The following is a 22,190-nucleotide window of genomic DNA, read 5'->3' as shown; positions in this document are numbered from 1 at the left end:
CAAGGCCAATGAGAACCGCTGCCAGGACCAGGCCGACGGAGCCAACTGGCTCTGTGCTCTGCTGCTCCTCCACCGCCCTTTGATGCGCCGCCGCATCGCATCCGAGGCATCCAGTTGTCTCGTGCTCCAACCCCTCTTGGCTCATGTGACCTGACGCCCCTTGGCCCGGCAATGGGAGCAGGGGAAAGGGCACGGTGGCACCTTCGCCCCCTGGGGGATGAACACGACTCCAGAGGCCACGTCCAGCCGGCCGCCGTACTCCGTCCACCACCCCTCGGGAGAGTTGGTGGACGGCTTTCTCACCTCTGCCGCCGGGGTGGTCATCGGTTGCCGCCCTCATGAGGGTGGTTCCGGATCTCCCGTGCAGCAGCGCAAGCAGCGGCCCAGTCATTCCGCTTCCGTGCCTCGCTCCGCTGGAGGTCCAGGGCAGTGCACACCCCGCAGCCAGGTTCGGGGGCACCCTCCAAAAGCCAGTGATCTAGCGGTAGCTCGACAGGCTTCTGTGAGTACCTGACTGGATTGGTCATGGCTGGTGCTACCTCCCGACTGGATCGGTCTACGCCAAGACCGTAGGAAGCAGCGAATGCGGGGCACCACAAACTTGCACAGGCTTGCACGTGAATTGGCGTGGCTGATAGCACTATTGACGTTGTCTCTGCTGCTCAGCAAAGCTCATGCAAGCCCGAGCAAGCACCTAGACCAAGGAGCCAGCAACGGCCGTAGAGTTCGTCGGAATCGACCCCAACACCGACCGAGACCACTGCCCCACGGTGTGGGCGGACGCGGAAGCCCAGGAGATCTTGTTGCAGGGATGGAAGCCGAGCCCCGAGACTCAGGCGGAGTGCGAGGCGAGCAGCCCCGCCAACGGCCCGGTGCCCGACAGTGAAGCCATCGTTAGGATTCCGGCCCGGATGATCCCGATGATCAGGGAGGCGTGTGATGCCGTCGAGCGTGCCCAGCTTCGCTGAGCTGCTGGGGCAGTGCGAACGGTCCGCCGTCCATCTGGAGCTGCGTGACTCCTACGCCTCCACAGACCGGTTCGAGTCATGGAAGCGAGGTGATCGGATCAACTGGGAGGACCGCGACTCCTGGTGGCATCCCTACGACCAGTTGATCACGGACACTGTGGCCCGAGGTGTGGTGATCCGGCGCGCCCGGGTGGTTTCCGAGCCCGTGTCGGAGTACATCCGATGGGAGCACTACGTCACGCACGCCAACGTCACGGCGGGCGAGGAGGTTCGGTGGCTGCCACGGCGACGGGCCACGAGTATCCCACTGCCTGGAAATGACTTCTGGCTGTTCGACGGCGCGCTACTTCGCGTGCACCACTTCTCCGGTGACGGAGTGGTGGTCGAGGATGAGATCACGGCCGCCCCGGACGCCGTGAAGCTGTGCTCCGCTGCCTTCGAAGCAGTCTGGGAGCGAGCGATCCCGCACCACCTGTACGAGATCTGACGAAGGCCAGCTTCATGTCCCCACACCCCTCTTCACGTGTCCAGAGGGCCCGCGAAGAACTCGCCGGCCGCCTGCGTGAGATTCGGAAGGATGTGGGGATCAGTGGGCGGGAGCTGGCCGCCAGATGCGGCTGGTCGGAGTCGAAGTCGTCCCGGATCGAAAACGCCAAGACACCTCCCTCCGACCAGGACATCAAAGCGTGGTGCCGGGCTTGCGCCGTTGAGGATCAGGCCGCCGACTTGATCGCGGCTAACAGACAGTCCGCCGATGCTCATGTGCAGTGGAGAAGACTTCAGCGGAGCGGTCTCCGTCGCCTGCAAGAATCGACAGGTGACCTGTACCAACAAACAAAGATGTTCAGGGTCTACGTCTCCGACGTGATCCCCGGATTCCTCCAGACGCCCGGCTATGCCGCTGCCCTGCTGTCGTCCATCGCAGGCTTTCGGGGAACCCCAGACGACGTGAGTGATGCTGTGGCGGCCCGCATGAGGCGAAACGCGGTGCTGAGCAACGGCGCACGCCGGTTCTCGTTCGTACTGGAGGAGTCGGTGTTGCGGTACCGGCTGTGTAGCGTTGAGACGATGGCAGCGCAGCTTGGCCATCTGCTCGGGGTTATGGATCTCCAGAACGTTGCCGTGGGTATCGTCCCTTTCTCGGCGCAACGGGCCATGTGGCCCATGCCCACCTTCACGATCTTCGACGACACCAGGGTGCACGCGGACACGCTGGATGCTGCTGCCACCCTCACGCAGCCCAGCCAGGTCGAGCTGTACGCCCGAGCCTTTGAGCGGCTGTCACAGGGAGCCGCACGTGGAGCTGCGGCACGTTCTCTCATAGCGGGCGCATTGGCGTCCCTGGACTGACTGAAGTCGGTTCTCTGGACCCGTTGGCCACGTGACCAACGCATGACCAACAGCGGTCCGAAACGGCCCGAAACAGGGGGAACGCATGACCAACGGGGGCTGTCAACTCTGCGGCGCGTCGCAGGCGTTCTCGCAGGTCAGCTAACTAATGGGCTGGCGTCCGAAGGGAGAGTTCAAGTCCCCCCTCGGACACCAGCGAAAACCCCAGTTGATCTGGGGTTTTTTGCGTTTCTGGGGTGGGGGGGATTCTCGCAGGCCAATGGCTCGGCGAATTGGCTGGTCAGTTCGGGGATGGTTGTCGGTTCATCCCTTCTGGGTGGGGCGGGTGGGCGACCTGTTTTGGGTGTGTGTGGGTGGTGCCCGGGATTGTGGTCGGGGTGGGGGCGGTCAGCGGACCCAGGTGTCGGTGAGGGACTGGACGGTGGAGCCGTCGAGGTCGGTGAGTTTGGTGGCGACGAAGTCGCGGGCCCAGGGGGAGGTCTGGATGCGGAAGGGTGGGCGGTCCGCGGTCAGGGCTTCGATGAGGGGGGCGGCGGCTTCGGTCGGTGTCTGGGCGTCGGCGAAGGACTGTCGGGTGCGGGCGAGGTATGCCTGGAGGGCCGGGGCGTAGGGGCCGGCCGTGGTGAGCAGGGTTTCGGGGTCCAGGCCGAGATTGGTGACGAACTCGCTGGCCACCGCGCCCGGTTCGACGACGGTGACGTCGACGCCGACGGTGGCGGCGACGGGGGCCAGGGACTCCATGAAGCCCTCGACGGCGAACTTGGCGGCGCAGTACGCCTCGTTGAAGGGTTGGCCGACGACGCCGCCCACGCTGGTGACGGTGATCACGCGGCCGTGGGAGGCGCGCAGGTGGGGGAGTGCGGCACGGGTGGTGGCCACCACTCCGAAGAAGTTGACCTCCATGGCGGCGCGCACCTCGTCGAGGCTGGCCTGTTCGATGGTGCCGACCTGGGCGGCGCCGGCGTTGTTGACCAGAGCGTCGAGCCGCCCGTGTTCGGCGATCACGTCGTCGAGGCAGGTGGCGATGGCCTCGGGGTTCACGACGTCCAGGCGCTTGACCTGGATGCGGTCGGCGACCTCGTGTGCGGCGGCGGCCGTGAGCAGGGCGTCGGCCTTGCCGGTGTCGCGCATGGTGGCGATGGTGGTCCAGCCGGCCCGGGCCGCGGCGACGGCGGTGGCCAGGCCGATGCCGGAGGAGGTGCCGGTGATCAGGACGGTCTTCGGGGAGGTCTTCGGGGAGGCCATCGGGGTTCTCCTGATGTTGTGCCGGCGAGCAGGGACGGGGGAACGGGCAAGATAAACGGGGGATTCCCCATTTAGTTTTCCACGCTAACCGGGGAGATCCCCGGTTGTCCAGTTAGACTGGGCTCCGACGAAGGGAGGAGCCTTGACCAGCCCACCGAGCCGGCTCCGCGCCGATGCCCGCCGCAACCGGGAGCGCATTCTCGAAGCGGCCGTCCGTGCCTTCTCCGAGCGGGGGGCTGACGTGCCGATCGACGCGATCGCCAAGGCCGCAGGCGTCGGTTCGGCCACGCTCTACCGGCACTTCCCCACCCGCGAGGCGCTGGTCGAGGCGGCCTACCGCAACGAGCTGGCCCGGGTCTGCGACAGCGTCGCGGGACTGCTGGCCGAGCTCCCGGCGGACCGGGCGATGCGCCGGTGGATGGACGAGTTCGTCGACTACCTGGCCGCCAAGCAGGGCATGGCGGAAGCACTGCGGCTCGCGGTCGCCTCGGGGGCGGATCCCTTCGCCGAGACGCTCGACAGGCTCACCGTCGCGATCGGCACCCTGTTGCGGGCCGGTGCCGAGGCCCGTCTCCTGCGTTCGGACGTCGATCCCCTCGACGTCGGCCTCAGTCTTTCCGGTGTCTCGTTGGCCACCCGCGCTCCCGGCCAGCGCGAACGCGCCAGTCGCCTGCTGGATCTGATCCTCGACGGGCTCCGCTACGGGACGGGTTCGTAGCGGAGCGTTCGCGTCCCGCCCGGGCGTGCGCCTCGGTGGAGGTGGGGTGGGGTGGGGTGGTGGCGTGGATGGCGTGGAGGTGGGCAGGCCCGTGCGGGGTGTCGGGCCTGCCGTGGTGTGGGCGTGGGTGTGCCTGGCGTGTCGGGGTGGCCTCAGGCGGTCGTGACGCCGGTGTTCTGGCCGGCGGAGACGCGCCATTGGCCGTCCTGTTTGACCAGTACCCAGGTGCCCACGTTGACGCGTTGGTGCTGGGCCATGGCGACGGGCTGGCGGAAGAAGACCACCGCGACGTCGGGGCCGGGGAAGGTGATCCGCTCGATCTCGTACCAGGTCTCGATGCCCTCCGCGTGCTGACCTAAGCGTTCCCGGTGGTAGGCGTGCAGGGCCTCCCAGCCCACCAGTCGCATCCCGTTGACCGCGGTGAAGACCACGTCGTCCGTGAAGCGGCGGTCGAACTTCGCCGCGTCCTGCTGGGCGAAGGCCGACTCCAACTCGTCGAAGAGGTCGGCGATGTGGCGCGCGTCGTCGTTCTGGAAGGCCGGTGTGCAGGGGTGGACGGCCATGGTCGTGCTCCTTCGGTGGGGGGTGGGCGGCGTGCGGGCGGAGAGGCCGCCGCCCGGTCACGCTAAGTGGACCGGGCCAGGCGCGCGCAAGTCGGTATGGTCGACACGCGTCAACTGTCAGCCACCGTCGTCTTGTTGCTGCTCCCAGGGGTGTCTGAGTGCGGCGCGGCCGCGCAGGCGGAGCCCCGGCTGAGCCGTGTGCGACAACGGCGTCGGGCCCTCGACGGTGGTCGCCGCCCCGTGCCGGGTCGTTGACCAGGGCCCATGCGGACACCGACCGGTTCGTTCCGAAAGGGCCGGTTTGCGGGGTGGTGGTGATGGCGCAAGGTGATCGGTGCATCCTGCACTGTCATGGGCGTACGGTGGCTGGAATCCTTACCCGAGACGGGAAACGAGCGGTGCCCGGCGCACGGGCACCTCGGCATGCAGGGGGATGGACATGAAGATTCTGGTGACCGGCGCATCGGGCAGCGTCGGCCGGGTGGTCGTCGAAGGGCTCCTCGCGGCAGGCGTCCAGGTGCGGGCCCTGACGCGGGATCCGGACCGCGTGGACCTGCCCGCCGGCGCGCAGGCCGTCGCCGGTGATCTGACCCAACCGGCCGGCCTCGGCGCCGCGTTGGAGGGGGTGGACCGGATGTACCTGTTCCCCGTTCCCACCGCGGTCCGCGAGGTGGTCGCGGCCGCCGAGCGCGCCGGGGTGCGGCGCATCGTCACGCTGTCCTCGGGCGCGGTGACCGCCGGCTACGACACCGTCCACCACCTGCCGGTGGAGCGGGCGGTCGAAGCCTCCGGGGTGGAGTGGACCCATGTGCGCCCGGGGGAGTTCGCCATGAACAAGGTCGCGCTGTGGGGGCCCGACGTCCGTGCCGAACGCGTGGTGCGCCATCCCGCTCCGGAGGCGATCTGGTGCCCCGTGCACGAGCGGGACATCGCCGACGTGGCGGTGACGGCCCTGCTCGAAGACGGCCACCACGGTGCGGCCCACACCGTGAACGGGCCGCCGATCAGCCTGCGCGACCAGGCGCGCGCCCTCGCCGAGGCGCTGGGGCGGGAGGTCCGCTTCGAGCAGGTCACCCCCGAAGACGCCCGCCGGCGCTACCGCGCGCAGGGCGGGTTCGCCGCGGCCGCCGCGGACTTCCTGCTCGGCTTCGTCGATCACGCCGGCAACCCCACCGACCCGCACGCACTGGCCGACTTCGACCTCACCGCCTTCGGCCCGCAACCCACCGTGCGCGATGTCACCGGCGCCGCCCCGCGCACCTTCGGGCAGTGGGCCCGCGACCACGTCGCCGACTTCCGCTGACCGCGGGGCGGCGGCGCGCGGCGGGCCCGATCCGAGCACCGGGTCCGCCCGCGCGGGGGCGTGGGGGTGCCAAACGCGAGGCGTTCGCGGCCGGTTGACACGTTCGTTCCTTGACGGTGCTTCGCGCGCCGCCCTAAGGTCGACCAGTAACTGACCTGTCGGAAAGTAAGTTGGTGGGTGAGGCCGCCTCGCCACCGGCGCAACGCCCCGCCGAGGAGAGGACGACCGTGTCACAAGGCCAGCCCGCGAACGGAGAGTTACTGCGCGGACCCCGGCTGTACGTGGTGATGGCCGCCGCGGTGCTCGCCATGCTGCTGGGCTCCCTGGACAGCATGATCCTCGGCGCCGCGATGCCCCGGATCGTCGGCGAACTCGGTGGCCTGGACCGACTGTCCTGGCTGGTCACCGCCTACATGCTGACCATCGCCGTGTCGACTCCGGTCTGGGGCAAGCTCGGTGACATGTACGGCCACAAGGGTGCCTTCGTCTGGGCGATCGTGCTGTTCCTGGCCGGCTCGGTGCTCTCCGGCGTCGCCCAGTCGATGAGTCAACTCATCGCCTTCCGCGCGCTGCAGGGACTGGGCGGGGGCGGGCTGATGGTCGGTGCGCTGGCCATCATCGGCACGCTGGTCCCACCCCGCCAACAAGGCAAGTACCAAGGCGTCATCTCCGCCGTGATGGGACTGGCCATGGTCGGCGGGCCCCTGATCGGCGGCGTGATCGCCGACCAACTCGGCTGGCGCTGGTGCTTCTACGTCAACGTTCCCGTCGGCGCGGCGGCCCTGGTCATGGTTGCCTGGCTCCGCCTGCCCCGCCGGCGCACCAAGGCCCGCATCGACATCGCCGGCGTGATCCTGCTCACCGTCGCCATCAGCGCCGTGGTGCTGATCACCACCTGGGGCGGCAAGGAGTACGCCTGGACCTCGCCGCCTCTGCTGGGGCTGTTCGTCCTGGCCCTGGCCGCCGTCCTGGCGCTGCTCCGCGTCGAGCGGCGGGTCGCCGAACCCCTCTTGCCGCTGGCCCTGTTCAAGAAGGCCAACTTCTCCCTGATCACGGTGGCCGGGCTGTTCCTGGGCTGCGTGATGACCAGCGCGGTGACCTTCCTGCCCATCTTCCAACAGGTCGTCCAGCACGCCTCGGCGACCAACGCGGGTCTGCTGCTGCTCCCGATGTTCGCCGCCATGGTCGCGGTCAGCGCCTTCGGCGGCCAGTTCATCACCAAGAGCGGCAAGTACAAGGCGTTCGTGATCGTCGGCGGTGCGGCGCTGACCGCCGGCTCGTTCCTGCTCAGCTGGACCGATCGCGACACCAGCCCCGTGGTGCTGGGCGTGTTCATGGCCGCACTGGGCCTGGGCATGGGCCTGTTGACCCAGACCACCTTGCTCATCTCCCTGCAGAGCGCCGAACTCGACCAGCTCGGCGTGGCCGCCTCCACCGCCACCCTCGCCCGCTCCCTGGGCGGCTCCGTCGGCGTCGCGATCAGCGGTGCCCTGTTCGCCGGTGCCGTGACCGGCGCCCGCACCGCCGACGGCACGCCGGTGAGCGGCACCGGCGGTGCGCAACCCGACCCCGAGGTCCTGGCCCGCCTGCCCCACGCCCTGCGCCTGGCCTACGAGAACGCGGTTGCCGACGGCACCGGCCGGATCTTCCTGTTCTGCACGGTGCTGGCCGCCCTCGCGCTGGTGGCCGGGTGCTTCGTCAAGGAGGTGCCGCTGCGCACCGCCAACGTCCCCGAGGGCGCCGACGCCGACGCCCTCGCGCCCGACCCCGCACAGCCCGGCTCACCGGCGAACCCCTGAGTCCGCCACGCCCCCGACAACGACCCGCCGATACCCCCCGATACCGACCCGCCGACACCTAGGCGGTGACCCGCACCGCTCCGGCGACCCCACTCCCCCACGGGGAGCCGGATGTGGCGCGTCCCGTGCCTGGGAGTCGTGACCTGGTCATTGAGGAGTAAAGGACTTCCCTTGTCGCTGGACGCCGCGCCATACTGGCGCGGCGTCGTGACCTGGAGCTGGGGAGAGTTCTACGGTGACGGCCAGGCAGGCGCCGCGCGCGCGGTGGGCCTGCGCAACGAAGGGGTGTCACACGGTACTTGGCGGGGCAGTGGGTATCCCTGCCCCGGTGGCCCGGGCCGGCACGCGACCTGACGGTTCGAGGTCGGTCCTGGTGGTTCCTGGTGCCTGTGCACGAACTCAAGGGGGGACATGGCTCAGCAACATCGGGGGATGAAGACGCGGCGCCTGATCGTTCAGACGGCGGCCGAGGTGTTCTGCGAGCGGGGCTACGACGGGACGAGCACCACCGAAATCCTCGCCCGTTCCCAACTGACGCGGGGGGCGTTGTACTTCCACTTCGATTCCAAGCAGCAGCTCGCCGAGGCGGTGGCGAGCGTTCCGGCGGAGGTGTTCGTTCCCCCGGACGGGCCGGTGGCGCTGCAGTGCCTGGTCGACTTCAGCCTGCGCCACGCCGAGCGGCTCGCCACCGACGTGGTGCTACGGGCCTCGATGCGGCTGAGCGCCGAGCACGGCACCGGATGTGCCCGGGGCGCCGCACCGCACGAGGCGAAGTTACGTGCCGTGCTGCTGCGGATGCTGCAACAGGCGGACCGGGACGGTGAGTTGGTGCCGGGGGCCGATCCGGTGGAGGTCACGGACGTGTTGATGGGGTTCTTCACCAACGTCCAGCCCTACTGGGCCAAGACCACCGCGGGCCTCACCCACCGCCTGGCCACCTTATGGCGCTACCTGCTGCCGTCCATCGCCACCGCCGAACTGCTGCCGCGCCTGCGCCTCCATCCCGGCCGCGCGCCGCAACCGGCCGGCTACGGTGAGGGGACGGCGCCGGCGCTGAGCGGTTCGCTGAGCTGACCGGCGCGGCCGCCCGCCCCCACCGTCGCCGCCCTAGTCCGGCCGGGGCGGTGGGGGAGCGGCGGCTCCGGTCGCGAACGTGTCGGACCGGGGCCAACCGCCCCCGGCCACCCGCGCTTCGCCGCGGTGCACGCACACCCTTCGCCCCCTGCCGCTCGTGGACATCTGCACAACTGCGCGACGACTGCCCTTGGCAGATCGCACCGTCCGAAAGGATAGGTCCCCGAGCGGGGAGCGGTCATCCCTATTTGTCCGGGCAACTTCGGGCGGGGCGCCGTTCCGCTATGGAATCAGCACTTCCGGTTGGTTGGCGCGGCAACTAACCCACGATTCCTTACGGTTCACGCGCCACGCGCCGTAAGGGTGGCTCCTGTCGGTTTCGTGCGATTCCTGCGGGGTGCGGCCCGGGAAAGTCGCGCTATTCCTCGGGTGTAGAGCTCCCTTTGTCGCACTCTGCGACGGGTTTATGCGTGTACATGCCATCCTTGGGTGATCGTTTCCTTGACAAACCGACAAGTCTGCTTGCTATTTTGCTTGCAGGGCAGGCGGGAGCCGCGCTTAGGGTGGCGGTTCGGGTTATGCGGTTGTTTATGTCGCCGGGGACAAGGGTATAGGCGTCCCTCACGTCAACAGGGATGGGGGACTTGTGGACGGGGATCATACAGTGCTGTGTGATGATTCTTCCGCCGCCCCTCAGGTAATGACCACTGTCTTGAAATCCCTGGCCCATAGCGGAAATCGCGCTCGCCTTATCATTGACGTTCAGGCGCCCATGAACCGGGGGATTGATGCATGTCTTGCTGGCGGAATCCGACAGGCAATCCGGAGATATTCTGCGACAGGCCATGAGGAGACACGGCTATGAGGTCGAGCTCACCGACAACGGTGCCAACGCCCTAAAATCCTACGAGGGTTACGACCTCATTCTCCTCGACCTCGAACTTCCCGACATCGATGGTCTGGAGGTCTGTCGCAGCATTCGGGAATCCAGCGACGTACCCATCATCGCGTTCACCGGACACGGGACCGAACTCGACCGGGTCCTCTGCCTCCAGGCCGGTTGCGACGACTGCATGGTCAAGCCCTATGGACTGCGGGAACTCCTGGCCCGGATCGAAGCCGTCATGCGCCGGGTGCGACCGCGCCCGGTGGAAGGCCGCAGCATCGCCTACGGCCCCCTGCAGATCGACCGGGACGGCCGCGAGGTCTTCCTCAACGAGGAGCCCGTCAAGCTGACCCGCAAGGAGTTCGACCTGCTCCACCTGCTCGCCTCGCAACCCGCCCGGGTCTTTTCCCGCGAGCAACTCATGGACAAGGTGTGGGGCGCCCGCGGCGCCCGCGGCACCCTCGGCGCCAAGCTGACCCGCACCATCGACACGCACGTCAGCTCGTTACGGGGCAAGCTCGGGTCCAGTGAATGGATCATCACCGTCCGAGGTGTCGGATTCCGCTTCGGCGGATGACGTAGCACCGTGGGGCGACGGCTCGCCGTCGCCCCACGGTCATTCCCGCCCCGCCGCTATCCCCGCGTCCCGGTCGCCACGTCCGTCACCGCGGTCGACCGGCCCGCCATCCGCGCGCTGAGGGTCCGTCGCACGTCCGCCTCGTCGTAGTGCGAGCGCCCGCCCACCCGCCGCCGCCCCCAGGTGTTCTCGCTGGCCAGCCGGTACACGCTGCCCAACGACACCCGCCAGATCCGCGCGACGTCCTGCGGCGAAACCCACTGGGTGCGCCGCGTGCCGCCCGTCCCCGGCGGCGTCATCCGGCCCCGCAACTGCGCCCACTCGTACTCCGCCCACCGGTGCCCGGCGTCGGCGTCGCACCGGATCTCCGCCGCCCCCGCCGACGGGCCCCCCGTCCGCGCCACCAGCGTCCCGCCGCACCCCGACTCCACGCACGTCCCGAGTGGCACCCGGCGCACCGCGCCCGACGACGTCACCCGGCGGGCGGCCCGCACCCAGCGGTGAAGCTCCGCGGAGAACTCACCGGCCGCCGGATGCGCCGCCAACCACTCCAGGTGCTCGACCAGCCACCGGGCCAACACCGGCACGGTCCGCGCCGGCGCCGCCACCCCACGCTCCTGCGCCACCAGTCCGCTCCACGACGCCAAGGTGGTCACGATGCCGGAACGGACCTCCGTGGCCGCGGTGTTGAACGGCATTCCCGGCAGCGGGCCCCCGCTGGTCCGCTCCCGCGGCCCGCCCGAACTGCTCAACATCCGTCCGCATTCCTCGTACAGGTGCGGCAAGGCCCGCAGCAATTCCCCGGTCGACTCCCGGCACGCGCCGCACAGCGAAATACCGTCGTCGCCCGCTCCCCGTACGTGCGCGTTCCCCGCGGCCCGGCACGCGGCTGCCTGACACCGCTCCGCCACGGGCACCGCACGCATCGACTCTGCCACCGAAGGTCAACTCCTTTTCCGAAGTGGACTTCCAGCAAAACCGAAACCGTCGCCGGTCGGCAAGTGATCTTCGTATTCCTGGAGAAGAGTCAGCACGCAGCACGCTTAACACAGAGGACTTACAAATAACCGTGCGGACCACGTCAGACGGCAATGCCCGCCCGCCCCGGAGTGTGGCCGACGCCACGATCTGACACTCCTCTGACGTTCCCCTTGGCTTGCGCTATGAATGCTGAGCCTCTTCTGAGCAATCTTGCGAGCTTCCTGGAAAAATAGGGTTGATCTCTGAAGCCGCACCGAAGAAGCTCATTACTAGCTTCCGCTGCACTGTGTTCCGGAACCGCCAAAGCGCGCCTTTTCCGGGGCCGTTCAAGCGCCTAAGGGCCCCTTTCGCAAAGGCTGTGCCCGGCCGTCACGAAGCCCGCTCCGCACAAGGAGCCACATGCCGTCGCGGCCCTCGCCGGAGGGTTTTCCCGAACCTTCGCCACGTGCCGTGAAGAAGGGTGTGCAGCACCTACCGCGGCACCGTGCAGGTGCCGCCCGCGGCGCCCCTCAGCGGCCGGACCGCCTATTCCGCCTTCCTTTCACACAGGGGCCCCACCAGCCCAAGGGAGAGACACACATGGATGCTTCCGTCATCGTCGTGGGCGCCGGCCCGGCCGGACTCATGCTGGCCGGCGAACTGCGCCTGGCCGGCGTCGACGTCATCGTTCTCGAACGCCTTCCGCAGCGCACCGGCGAATCCCGCGGCCTCGGATTCACCGCCCGCACCATGGAGGTCTTCGACCAGCGCGGCCTGCTCCCGGGCTTCGGCGAGATCGAGACCAGCACCCTGGGCCACTTCGGCGGCCAGCCCGTCGACTTCGCCGTGCTGGACGGTGCCCACTACGGAGTCAAGGGCGTCCCCCAGTCCACGACGGAGACCGTCCTGGAACAGTGGGCCACCACGCTGGGCGCCGACATCCGCCGCGGCCACGAAGTCCTCGCCCTCGCCGACGACGCCGACGGCGGCGCCGTGACGGTGACCGTCGCCGGCCCCGAGGGCACCCACCACCTGCGCGCCGGCTACCTGGTGGGCTGTGACGGCGGCCGCAGCACCGTCCGCAAGGCCGCCGGCTTCGACTTCCCCGGCACCGCGCCGACCCGCGAGATGTTCCTGGCCGACGTCCGAGGCTGCGACATCACCCCCCGGCCCATCGGCGAGACCGTCGCCGGCGGCATGGTGATGTCCGCACCGCTCGGCGACGGCGTGGACCGCATCATCGTGTGCGAACGCGGCGCCCCGCCCCGCCGCCGCACCGAGCCGCCCGCCTTCGAGGAGGTGGCGGCCGGTTGGCAGCGCCTGACCGGCCAGGACATCTCGCACGGCACCCCGGTCTGGGTCAGCGCCTTCGGCGACCCCGCCCGCCAGGTGACCGCCTACCGGCGCGGTCGCGTCCTGCTGGCCGGCGACTCCGCCCACGTGCACCTGCCGGCCGGCGGACAAGGCATGAACACCAGCATCCAGGACGCCGTCAACCTCGGCTGGAAGCTCGCCGCGGTCCTCCACGGCACCGCCCCCGCCGACCTGTTGGACACCTACCACGCCGAACGCCACCCGGTGGGCCGGCGCCTGCTGATGAACACCCAGGCGCAGGGCATGCTCTTCCTCAGCGGCGACGAGATGCAGCCCGTCCGCGACGTGCTGGCCGAACTCATCCGCTACGACGTCGTCAGCCGCCACCTGGCCGGCATGGTCTCGGGCCTGGAGATCCGCTACGACGTCGGCCCCGGCGACCACCCCCTGCTCGGCATGCGCATGCCCCACCTGGAGCTGATCACCGCCGACGGCCGGAAGACCAGCACCACCCGCCTGCTACACCCCGCCCGTGGCGTCCTCCTCGACCTGGCGGACGACGCGGACCTGCGCCGCGCCGCCGCGCCGTGGGCCCACGCCGTCGACGTCGTCACGGCCACCCCGCACGCGCTCGCGCCCGCCAGCCCGCTGGCCGGCACCACCGCCGTCCTGCTGCGCCCCGACGGCCACCTCGCCTGGATCCACCCCGCCGGCCCCGCCGCGCCCACCGACGCCCTCACCCGCTGGTTCGGCCCCGCCCGCTAGCCCGAGCACGAAAGCAGGCACACATGCACACCACCTTGATCGTCGCCCGCATGGACCCCGCCTCCGCCGCCGACGTCTCCCGACTCTTCACCGACTTCGACACCACCGACCTGCCGCACCGCATGGGCACCCGCCGCCGCCAGCTCTTCTCCTACCGCGGCCTGTACTTCCACCTCCAGGACTTCGACGACGCCGACGGCGGCCAACGCATCGAGGAGGCCAAGGCCGATCCGCGGTTCGTCGCCGTCAGCGACGACCTCAAGCCCTTCATCCAGGCGTACGACCCCGCCACCTGGCGCTCGCCGGCCGACGCCATGGCGCACCGCTTCTACCACTGGCAGGCCCGTTCATGACCGCCCGCCGCGTCGTCATCACCGGCATCGGCGTCCTCGCCCCGGGCGGCATCGGCACCAAGGACTTCTGGAGCCTGCTCAGCGAGGGCCGCACCGCCACCCAGGCCATCACCCTCTTCGACCCCGCCCCCTTCCGCTCGCGGGTCGCCGCCCAAGCCGCCTTCGACCCCGAGGAACACGGCCTCGGCCCGCAGGAGGTCCGTCGGATGGACCGCGCCGCCCAGTTCGCCGTCGTCACCGCCCGACAGGCCCTCGCCGACAGCGGCCTGGACCGCGGCGAGCACCCCCCGCACCGCATCGGCGTCACCCTCGGCAGCGCGGTCGGCGCCTCCATGACGCTGGACCAGGAGTACCGCGTCGTCAGCGACGGCGGGCGCCTCGAACACGTCAGCCACGCGTACGCGCCCCGCCACCTCTACAACGCGTTCGTGCCCAGCTCGTTCGCCGCCGAGACCGCCTGGGCGGTGGCCGCCGAGGGCCCCACCACCGTCGTCTCCACCGGCTGCACCTCCGGCATCGACGCCGTCGGCCACGCCGTCGAACTCATCCGGGACGGCTCCGCCGACGTCATGGTCGCCGGCGCCACCGACGCCCCCATCTCGCCCATCACGCTGGCCTGCTTCGACGCCATCAAGGCCACCACGCCCCGCAACGACGACCCCGCACACGCCTCCCGGCCCTTCGACGGCACCCGCAACGGCTTCGTCCTGGGCGAAGGCGCCGCCCTCTTCGTGCTCGAAGAACTCCAGGCGGCCCGCCGGCGCGGCGCCCACATCTACGCCGAGATCGCCGGCTACGCCCAACGCTGCAACGCCTTCCACATGACGGGCCTGCGCCCCGACGGCGCCGAGATGGCCACCGCCATCGACGCCGCCCTCGCCGAGGCCCGCACCCACCCCACCGACATCGACTACGTCAGCGCCCACGGCTCCGGCACCAAGCAGAACGACCGCCACGAGACCGCCGCCCTGAAGAAGAGCCTCGGCGACCACGCCTACCGCGTCCCCGTCAGCTCCATCAAGTCGATGGTCGGCCACTCGCTGGGCGCCATCGGCTCCATCGAGATCGCCGCCTGCGCCCTGGCCATGGAGAACCACGTCGTGCCCCCCACCGCCAACCTCCACACCCCCGACCCCGAGTGCGACCTGGACTACGTCCCGCTGACCGCCCGCGACTGGCGCACCGACACCGTGTTGACCGTGGGCAGCGGCTTCGGCGGGTTCCAGAGCGCCATGGTGCTGACCCGGCCCGGAAGGAACGCCGCGTGAGCCCCGCCACCGTGGTCACCGGCATCGGCATCACCGCCCCCAACGGCCTGGGAGCCAGGCACTACTGGGACGCGACCCGCACCGGCCGCAGCGCCATCGCACCGGCCACCCGTTTCGACCCCACCGGATACCCCGCCCAACTCGCCGGCGAGATCACCGACTTCACCGCCGAGGACCACCTTCCGGGACCGCTGCTCGCACAGACCGATCGCGTCACCCGCCTGGCCCTCCTCGCCGCCGACTGGGCCCTCGCCGACGCCGGCATCACCCCCAGCACCCTCGACGCCTACGACATGGGCGTCGTCACGGCCAGCTCCTCCGGCGGCTTCGAGTTCGGGCAGAACGAACTGCGGGCCCTGTGGAGCAAGGGCAGCCGGCACGTCAGCGCCTACCAGGCATTCGCGTGGTTCTACGCCGTCAACACCGGCCAGATCTCCATCCGGCACGGCATGAAGGGACCCAGCGGCGTCGTCGTCAGCGACCAGGCCGGCGGCCTGGACGCCCTCGCCCAGGCGCGACGCCACATCCGCAAGGGCACCCCGCTGGTCCTCTCCGGCGGCCTGGACGCCTCCCTGTGCCCGTGGGGTTGGGTCGCCCAGCTCGCCAGCGAGCGCCTGAGCACCTCCCGGGACCCGCACCGCGCCTACCTGCCCTTCGACGCGGCCGCACACGGCCACGTACCGGGCGAGGGCGGTGCGCTGCTCCTCCTCGAAGACGCCGACGCCGCGCGCGACCGCGGCGCGCACGTCTACGGCGAGATCGCCGGCTACGGCGCGACGTTCGACCCGGCCCCGACCAGCGGCCGGCCCCCGACCCTGCGCCGGGCCGTCGAACTGGCCCTGGACGACGCCCGGACGGCACCTGCCGACATCGACGTCGTCTTCGCCGACGCCGCGGCCCTGCCCGACCTGGACCGCATCGAGACCCGGGCGCTCACCGACGTCTTCGGCGCCCACGCCGTGCCCGTCACCGCCCCCAAGACGATGACCGGCCGCCTCAACTCCGGTGCCGCGCCGCTGGACGTGGCCGCCGCCCTGCTCGCCCTGCGCGACGGGCTCATTCCCCCGACGGTCAACGTCACGCCCGACCCCGGCCACCCCATCGACCTGGTCACCGAGGCCCGCCCGGCCGCCCTGCGCACCGCGCTGGTCCTGGCCCGCGGCCACGGCGGCTTCAACTCCGCACTGGTCGTCCGCGCCGCCGACCCCGGCCGGCACGACGCACCAGCCGACCCGCGAGAGGGACGCACATGACCCGACCCACCTTCACCTTCGACGACCTCAAGGAGATCCTGCGCGAGGGCGCCGGAGCCGACCCGGAGACGCTGGCCGAGACGACCCTCGACGCCACCTTCGGCGACCTCGGCTTCGAATCGCTGGCCCTGCTGGAGACCCTCGGCCGCATCGAGCGGCAGTACGACCTGGCCCTGGACGACGCGGCGTTCACCGGGGCCACCACCCCCAGGGCCCTGATCGCCCTGGTCAACGAGCAGCTCAACGGCGCCGCCGCCTGAAGCCGTCGGCGCCGTGCCCGCCCGTCGATGCCCGGCACGGCGCCGACACCCCCGCCCACCCCCTTCGTGAAGGAGAACCGTGCCCGACCAGCAGCCCGTCGCCCTCATCACCGGCGGCACCAGCGGAATCGGACTGGCCACCGCCCGCCTCCTGGCCACCCAGGGCCACGCCGTCCACCTCGGCGCCCGCACCCCCGAGGACGTCACCCGCACCGTCGGGGAGCTGCGCGCCGAGGGCCTCACCGTCGACGGCAGCAGCTGCGACGTGCGGGACGGCGCGCAGGTCACCGCCTTCGTCCAGGCCGCCGTCGAGCGCTTCGGCACCATCGACGTCCTGGTCAACAACGCGGGGCGCAGCGGCGGCGGCGTGACCGCCGACGTCCCCGACGACCTGTGGGCCGACGTCATGGCCACCAACCTCACCAGCGTCTTCACCGTGACCCGCGAGGTCCTCAACGCCGGTGGCATGCGCAAGAAGAACCGCGGCCGCATCATCAACATCGCCTCCACCGCGGGCAAGCAGGGCGTCGTCCTCGGCGCCCCCTACTCCGCCTCCAAGCACGGCGTCGTCGGCTTCACCAAGGCCCTGGGCAACGAACTGGCGCCCACCGGCATCACCGTCAACGCCGTCTGCCCCGGCTACGTCGAAACCCCGATGGCCCAACGCGTCCGGGCGGGCTACGCCGCCGCGTACGACACCACCGAGGACGCGGTCATGAAGAAGTTCACCGCCAAGATCCCCCTCGGCCGCTACACCACCCCGGAGGAAGTGGCCGGCCTGGTCGGCTACTTGGCCTCCGACACCGCCGCCGCCATCACCGCCCAGGCCCTCAACGTCTGCGGCGGCCTGGGCAACTTCTGACCGACCGGCGCACCAGCTAAGGAGACCCACCATGACGCAACCGGGCCCGCGCACCGTCGAGCACGAGATCACGATCTCGGCCCCGGCCCGCGCCGTGTACCAGCTGCTCGCCCAGGTGGCCAACTGGCCCAGGATCTTCCCGCCGACCCTCCACGTCGAGCAGCTCGAACAGGACGGGCGCAGCGAGCGGATCCAGATCTGGGCCACCGCCAACGGCGAACCCAAGAACTGGACGTCCCGCCGCACCCTGGACCCCGAAGGGCTCCGCATCGACTTCCGCCAGGAGGTCTCCGCCCCGCCGGTGGCGTCCATGGGCGGTGCCTGGGTCATCGAACCGCTCGCCGCGGACCGCTCCCGCGTCCGCCTCCTGCACGACTACCGCGCCGTCGACGACGACCCCGACAAGCTCCAGTGGATCGACCAGGCCGTCGACGACAACTCACGCCAGGAACTGGCCGCGCTCAGGACCAACGTCGAAGCCGACCGGGCCGCGGGGGAGTGGACGTTCTCCTTCGAGGACACCGTGCACATCGACGGCGCCCCGAGCGACGTCTACGACTTCATCAACGAAGCGGACCGGTGGCCGCAGCGGCTCCCGCACGTCGCCCAGGTCGACCTCGCCGAAGCCACCCCCGGCCTCCAGCACCTGACGATGGAGACCCGGGCCAAGGACGGCTCCACGCACACCACCCAGTCCTACCGCGTCTGCTTCCCGCACCGGCAGATCGCCTACAAGCAGACCACCCTGCCGGCACTGATGACCCTGCACACCGGCCGGTGGACCTTCCAGGAGCACGGCAGCGGTGTACGGGCCACCTCGCAGCACACCGTCGTCCTCAACCCCGCCAACATCTCCGCCGTCCTCGGCCCGGAGGCCGGCATCCCCGAAGCCACCGCGTACGTGCGCGGCGCCCTGAGCACCAACAGCCGCGCCACCCTCGGCCACGCCAAGGACTACGCCGAAGCCCGGCGGCAGTGACCATGACGGCACCCGCCCTCGACACCCCCGTCGTCGTGGTCGGCGCCGGACCGGTCGGACTGATGCTCGCCGGCGAACTGCGGCTGGGCGGCGCGGAGGTGACCGTGCTGGAACAACGGCCCGCGCCCACCACCGAATCCCGCGCCTCCACGCTGCACGCCCGCACCATGGACATCCTCCACCAACGCGGCCTGCTGACGGAGTTGGGAGACCCGCCCCGTGGCGGCCCCGGCCACTTCGGCGGCATGCGCCTGGACCTGTCCGGTCCCAGCCCGCACAGCGGCCAGTGGAAGGTCCCCCAGGCCCGCACCGAGGCCCTCCTCGCACGGTGGGCCACCGGCCTGGGCGCCCGGATCCTGCGCGGCCACCGCCTGGTCGGCCTGACCCAGACGGGCGACCACGTCCGCGCCGACGTCGTGGCGGACGGCGTCCACCGCACCGTGCGCGCCCGCTACCTCATCGGCTGCGACGGCGAGACCAGCACCGTGCGGGAGTTGGGCGGGTTCGCCTTCCCCGGTCACGACGCCACCAAGGAGCTGCTGCGCGCCGACGTCGCCGACGTCACGGTGCCCGACCGGCGGTTCGAACGTCACCCGGGCGGCCTGGCCATCGCCTCCCGCGGCCCCGGCGGCATCACCCGCGTCATGGTCCACCGCTACGGCACCCCGGCCGCGCCCCGGACCACCGACCCCACCTTCGAGGAGGTCACCGCGGCCTGGAAGCACGTCACCGGCGAGGACCTCACCCACGGCCGCCCGCTCTGGCTGAACGCCTTCGGCAACGCCTGCCGCCAGGCCGACCGCTACCGCAACGGCCGGATCCTGCTCGCCGGTGACGCCGCGCACCACCAAATGCCGGTCGGCGGGCAGGCGTTGAACCTGGGCCTGCACGACGCGGTCAACCTCGGCTGGAAACTCGCCGCGCACCTCGGCGGCACCGCCGGCGACGGCCTGCTCGACAGCTACCACGACGAACGCCACCCGGTCGGCGCCCGCATCCTGGGCAACATCACCGCCCAGGCACTGCTCCTGCTCGGCGGCCCCGAAGTGGAGCCGCTGCGCGCCGTGTTCGGCGAACTCCTCGCCCTGCCCGAGGCCCGCACCCACCTCGCCGCCATGATCAGCGGCCTGGACCACGCCTACCCACCCGGGCCCGGCCACCACCCCCTGGTGGGCACCCCCGTGCGCCACCACGCACTGCGCACCACCACCGAGGCCACCGACACCTTCGCGCCGCTCCAGGCAGGCCGCGGCCTGCTCGTCGACCTCAGCGGCGACCCGGCCCTCGCCACGTGCGCCGCCCCCTGGGCGGACGGCCGGGTCCGGGTCCTGCGGGCCAGTGTGCCGCCCGGCACCGCACCGCCGGCCTTCACCGCCGCACTCGTCCGGCCCGACGGCCACCTCGCCTGGGCCGACGGCACGCCCGACAGCCTGGCGGCCGCCCTGCGGCGGTGGTTCGGGCCACCCCACGTCAGCCCCCGGGCCACCGGGCGCTGACCGCACACCCACCCCCACCACGACACCAAGGAGGACACCGTGGGCAAGCTCGCGGGAAAGACCGCACTGGTCACCGGCTCCAGCCGCGGCATCGGCCGCGCCACCGCCCGGCGCCTGGCGCGCGAGGGCGCGACCGTCGCCGTGCACTACACCGCCGACGAACGGGCCGCCGCGCAGACCGTCGCCGACATCGAGGCCGACGGCGGCCGGGCCTTCGCGGTCCGCGCCGAACTGGGCGTTCCCGGTGACGTCGAGACCCTCTTCGAGGCCCTCGAAGCCGGGCTGAAGGACCGCACCGGCACCACCACCCTGGACGTCCTGGTCAACAACGCGGCCATCATGGGCGGCGTGGCGCCCGAAGAGGTCACCCCGGAACTCTTCGACCGCCTGGTCGCCGTCAACGCCAAGGCGCCGTTCTTCATCGTGCAGCGCGCGCTGCCCCTGATCCCCGACGGCGGGCGCATCGTCAACATCTCCTCCGGCCTGACCCGCTTCGCCAACCCCCAGGAGGTCGCCTACTCGATGACCAAGGGCGCCGTCGAGCAGCTCGCCCTGCACTTCGCCAAGCACCTGGGCCCGCGCGGCATCACCGTCAACAGCGTTGCCCCCGGCATCACCAACAACGGCAGCCCGGTCTTCGACATCCCCGAAGCCGTCGAGCAGATGGCCCAGATGTCGGCCTTCGGCCGGGTCGGCGACCCCAGTGACGTCGCCGACGTGGTCGCCTTCCTCGCCTCCGACGACGCCCGCTGGATCACCGGTGCCTTCCTCGACGCCACCGGCGGAACCCTCCTGGGCTGACCCACCGCCCGCCCGCCCCGCCGCCCCGCGCGGCACCGGCCGCGGCCCCTCCGGGGCGTCGCGGCCGGCCCACAGCCCACCCCTTGGCGGTGACACCATGGCGCACCCGCACGCCTCACCCGCACACCCCGCCGCACCCCACGACCCGCCCCGCGCCCGCGGTGGTTGGGCGCTGTTGCTCGTGCTCGCCGGCAACATGCTGATCGACGCCCTGGAAGTCTCCGTCGTCATCGTCGCCCTGCCCCCGATCAGCGCCGGCCTGGGCCTGACCCCGCTCGCCGTGCAGTGGGTCATGGGCGGTTTCGCACTCGGCTTCGCCGGGCTCCTCCTGGTGGGCGCCGCCCTGGTCTCGCGCTTCGGACGCCGCCCCCTCTACCTCGGCGCCCTCGCCGTCTTCGTCCTGGCCTCCCTGGCCGGCGGACTGACCAGTGACCCGACCCTGCTGGTCGTCACCCGCGTCCTGAAGGGTGTCTGCGCCGCCCTGACCGCACCCACCGGCCTGGCCATCATCACCACCACCTACCGCGAGGGCCTTGAACGCCGGCGTGCCGTCTCCGTGTACACCTTCTTCGGCGCCATCGGCTTCACCGCCGGACTGCTCCTCTCCGGCGCCCTGGCCTCCCTCGACTGGCGGCTGACGTTCGTGTGCACGGCACCGGCCGCCCTGCTCCTGCTGTGCCTGGCCACCCGCGCCGTCCCCCACGACCCCCGCCGCGGGCCCGGCCGGCCCCGCACGCCGATCCGGCCCCCGTACCACCTGTTGACCAACGGGCGCCTGCTCCGCAGCGCACTGGGCGCCGCCACCCTCAACGGCACCTACCTCGCCCTGTTGGTCCTGGCGGCCTGCTACCTCCAGACCGCCTGGCACTGGTCCCCGTGGCAGACCGCACTGGCCTTCCTGCCCGCCTGCACGCCCCTGGCCGTCGCCGCCCTCTTCGCCGGCCCGATGGTCGCCCGCTTCGGCGCCCCGCGGCTGATCGCCCTGGGCGCCCTGGCGCCCCTGGCCGGGTACCTCCTCGCCCTCGCCGCCACCCCGCCGCATTCCTACGCCGCCGGTCTGCTGCCCACGTTGGTGCTGGTCGGCGCGGGATTCGTGCTGTCCTTCACCGCCTTGAACCTGCACGCCGGCAGCGCGTTGCCGGCCACCGACCGCCCCGCCGCCACCGCGCTGTACCAGACCGCCGTCCAACTGGGCGCGGTCCTCGTGCCCACGGCCAGCGCCGCACTGCTGACGGCACAGTTGGCCGGCCGGCCACCCGGCGCACCCGGCACCGCGGGCGCCTACCGGGCGCCCCTGATGCTGATCAGCGTCGTCGCGGCCATCGGCCTCGCCCTCGCCCTGTGGGGGTTGCGCGCCGCCAAGTCCCCCCGCAGCACGGCACGTTGAGGCGGCAGC

Annotated in this window: 21 protein-coding genes; 18 read left to right on the top strand and 3 right to left on the bottom strand. The window is 71.1% G+C overall.

Going from position 1 to position 22,190, the window contains the following annotated elements; genetic code table 11:
* Window positions 1–734: 734 nt before the first annotated feature.
* The 3 genes from ACJ6WD_RS02625 to ACJ6WD_RS02615 are packed head-to-tail and all read left to right on the top strand — an operon-like array spanning window position 735 to window position 2,318.
* The gene (locus ACJ6WD_RS02625; protein ID WP_407615110.1) at window positions 735–968 is read left to right on the top strand and encodes a hypothetical protein; all 234 of its coding nucleotides are present in this window, start codon (window positions 735–737) and stop codon (window positions 966–968) included.
* Complete coding sequence (locus tag ACJ6WD_RS02620; RefSeq protein ID WP_331249563.1) at window positions 940–1,455, top strand: DUF6879 family protein; 516 nt, start codon at window positions 940–942, stop codon at window positions 1,453–1,455. The genes ACJ6WD_RS02625 and ACJ6WD_RS02620 overlap by 29 nt, the downstream gene beginning before the upstream one ends.
* A gap of 14 nt (window positions 1,456–1,469) precedes the next feature.
* Window positions 1,470–2,318, top strand: coding sequence for a helix-turn-helix transcriptional regulator (locus ACJ6WD_RS02615; RefSeq protein ID WP_233656318.1), 849 nt, complete (start codon window positions 1,470–1,472; stop codon window positions 2,316–2,318).
* Between the two features lie 387 nt (window positions 2,319–2,705).
* Here the strand turns inward: ACJ6WD_RS02615 and ACJ6WD_RS02610 are convergent, their stop codons facing one another.
* Complete coding sequence (locus ACJ6WD_RS02610) at window positions 2,706–3,563, bottom strand: SDR family oxidoreductase (protein ID WP_407615055.1); 858 nt, start codon at window positions 3,561–3,563, stop codon at window positions 2,706–2,708.
* A gap of 142 nt (window positions 3,564–3,705) precedes the next feature.
* On the opposite strand from ACJ6WD_RS02610, the gene ACJ6WD_RS02605 reads away from it, so the two are divergent.
* Window positions 3,706–4,281 carry a TetR/AcrR family transcriptional regulator gene (locus tag ACJ6WD_RS02605; protein WP_407615054.1) on the top strand — a complete coding sequence of 192 codons (576 nt, stop codon included), beginning with the start codon at window positions 3,706–3,708 and terminating at the stop codon, window positions 4,279–4,281.
* Between the two features lie 152 nt (window positions 4,282–4,433).
* Here ACJ6WD_RS02605 and ACJ6WD_RS02600 read toward each other — a convergent pair whose 3' ends face one another.
* Window positions 4,434–4,844, bottom strand: a complete 411-nt coding sequence (locus ACJ6WD_RS02600; protein ID WP_233656322.1) for an SgcJ/EcaC family oxidoreductase — start codon at window positions 4,842–4,844, stop codon at window positions 4,434–4,436.
* A 439-nt stretch (window positions 4,845–5,283) separates the two neighbouring features.
* On the opposite strand from ACJ6WD_RS02600, the gene ACJ6WD_RS02595 reads away from it, so the two are divergent.
* The 4 genes from ACJ6WD_RS02595 to ACJ6WD_RS02580 all read left to right on the top strand — a co-directional run bounded on the left by ACJ6WD_RS02595 (window position 5,284) and on the right by ACJ6WD_RS02580 (window position 10,483).
* On the top strand, window positions 5,284–6,147 hold the full coding sequence (locus tag ACJ6WD_RS02595) for an NAD(P)H-binding protein (protein ID WP_331249559.1): 864 nt from the start codon (window positions 5,284–5,286) through the stop codon (window positions 6,145–6,147).
* A gap of 227 nt (window positions 6,148–6,374) precedes the next feature.
* A complete protein-coding gene (locus ACJ6WD_RS02590; RefSeq protein ID WP_233656324.1) occupies window positions 6,375–7,946 on the top strand; it encodes an MDR family MFS transporter in 1,572 nt (523 codons plus the stop codon).
* Window positions 7,947–8,378: 432 nt separating this feature from the next.
* Entirely contained in the window at window positions 8,379–9,020 is a 642-nt protein-coding gene (locus tag ACJ6WD_RS02585; RefSeq protein WP_331249557.1) for a ScbR family autoregulator-binding transcription factor, read from the top strand.
* 788 nt (window positions 9,021–9,808) lie between these two features.
* Window positions 9,809–10,483 (top strand): response regulator transcription factor, encoded by a 675-nt coding sequence (locus ACJ6WD_RS02580; protein ID WP_233656326.1) that lies wholly within the window; start codon window positions 9,809–9,811, stop codon window positions 10,481–10,483.
* A 56-nt stretch (window positions 10,484–10,539) separates the two neighbouring features.
* On the opposite strand, the gene ACJ6WD_RS02575 is transcribed toward ACJ6WD_RS02580, so the two are convergent.
* The gene (locus ACJ6WD_RS02575) at window positions 10,540–11,238 is read right to left on the bottom strand and encodes a hypothetical protein (protein WP_407615053.1); all 699 of its coding nucleotides are present in this window, start codon (window positions 11,236–11,238) and stop codon (window positions 10,540–10,542) included.
* Between the two features lie 805 nt (window positions 11,239–12,043).
* Between ACJ6WD_RS02575 and ACJ6WD_RS02570 the strand changes: the two genes are divergently transcribed.
* The 10 genes from ACJ6WD_RS02570 (at window position 12,044) to ACJ6WD_RS02525 (ending at window position 22,181) form a co-directional block, all read left to right on the top strand.
* Window positions 12,044–13,522, top strand: coding sequence for an FAD-dependent monooxygenase (locus ACJ6WD_RS02570; protein WP_020929343.1), 1,479 nt, complete (start codon window positions 12,044–12,046; stop codon window positions 13,520–13,522).
* A gap of 23 nt (window positions 13,523–13,545) precedes the next feature.
* Window positions 13,546–13,875 carry a TcmI family type II polyketide cyclase gene (locus ACJ6WD_RS02565; protein ID WP_233656328.1) on the top strand — a complete coding sequence of 110 codons (330 nt, stop codon included), beginning with the start codon at window positions 13,546–13,548 and terminating at the stop codon, window positions 13,873–13,875.
* Window positions 13,872–15,143: a beta-ketoacyl-[acyl-carrier-protein] synthase family protein gene (locus tag ACJ6WD_RS02560; protein WP_407615052.1), complete on the top strand. Its 1,272-nt coding sequence runs from the start codon at window positions 13,872–13,874 to the stop codon at window positions 15,141–15,143. The genes ACJ6WD_RS02565 and ACJ6WD_RS02560 overlap by 4 nt, the downstream gene beginning before the upstream one ends.
* Window positions 15,140–16,396: a ketosynthase chain-length factor gene (locus ACJ6WD_RS02555; protein WP_407615051.1), complete on the top strand. Its 1,257-nt coding sequence runs from the start codon at window positions 15,140–15,142 to the stop codon at window positions 16,394–16,396. Before ACJ6WD_RS02560 ends, ACJ6WD_RS02555 begins: the two co-directional genes overlap by 4 nt.
* On the top strand, window positions 16,393–16,656 hold the full coding sequence (locus tag ACJ6WD_RS02550) for an acyl carrier protein (RefSeq protein ID WP_016573124.1): 264 nt from the start codon (window positions 16,393–16,395) through the stop codon (window positions 16,654–16,656). Before ACJ6WD_RS02555 ends, ACJ6WD_RS02550 begins: the two co-directional genes overlap by 4 nt.
* Before the next feature lie 79 nt (window positions 16,657–16,735).
* Window positions 16,736–17,518 carry a 3-oxoacyl-ACP reductase FabG gene (fabG, locus tag ACJ6WD_RS02545; protein WP_233656332.1) on the top strand — a complete coding sequence of 261 codons (783 nt, stop codon included), beginning with the start codon at window positions 16,736–16,738 and terminating at the stop codon, window positions 17,516–17,518.
* 31 nt (window positions 17,519–17,549) lie between these two features.
* A complete protein-coding gene (locus ACJ6WD_RS02540) occupies window positions 17,550–18,497 on the top strand; it encodes an aromatase/cyclase (RefSeq protein ID WP_233656333.1) in 948 nt (315 codons plus the stop codon).
* A 2-nt stretch (window positions 18,498–18,499) separates the two neighbouring features.
* Complete coding sequence (locus tag ACJ6WD_RS02535; RefSeq protein WP_407615050.1) at window positions 18,500–19,993, top strand: FAD-dependent monooxygenase; 1,494 nt, start codon at window positions 18,500–18,502, stop codon at window positions 19,991–19,993.
* A 39-nt stretch (window positions 19,994–20,032) separates the two neighbouring features.
* A complete protein-coding gene (locus ACJ6WD_RS02530; RefSeq protein WP_407615049.1) occupies window positions 20,033–20,794 on the top strand; it encodes an SDR family oxidoreductase in 762 nt (253 codons plus the stop codon).
* A gap of 97 nt (window positions 20,795–20,891) precedes the next feature.
* Window positions 20,892–22,181 carry an MFS transporter gene (locus ACJ6WD_RS02525; RefSeq protein WP_376554007.1) on the top strand — a complete coding sequence of 430 codons (1,290 nt, stop codon included), beginning with the start codon at window positions 20,892–20,894 and terminating at the stop codon, window positions 22,179–22,181.
* Window positions 22,182–22,190 lie beyond the last annotated feature (9 nt).

The organism is Streptomyces sp. VTCC 41912 (assembly GCF_045799175.1).
In the GTDB taxonomy this organism is placed as follows: Bacteria; Actinomycetota; Actinomycetes; order Streptomycetales; family Streptomycetaceae; genus Streptomyces; species Streptomyces albulus_C.
Note: the sequence above shows the minus strand (reverse complement) of the source record. Positions and strands in the feature narration are given on the sequence as shown.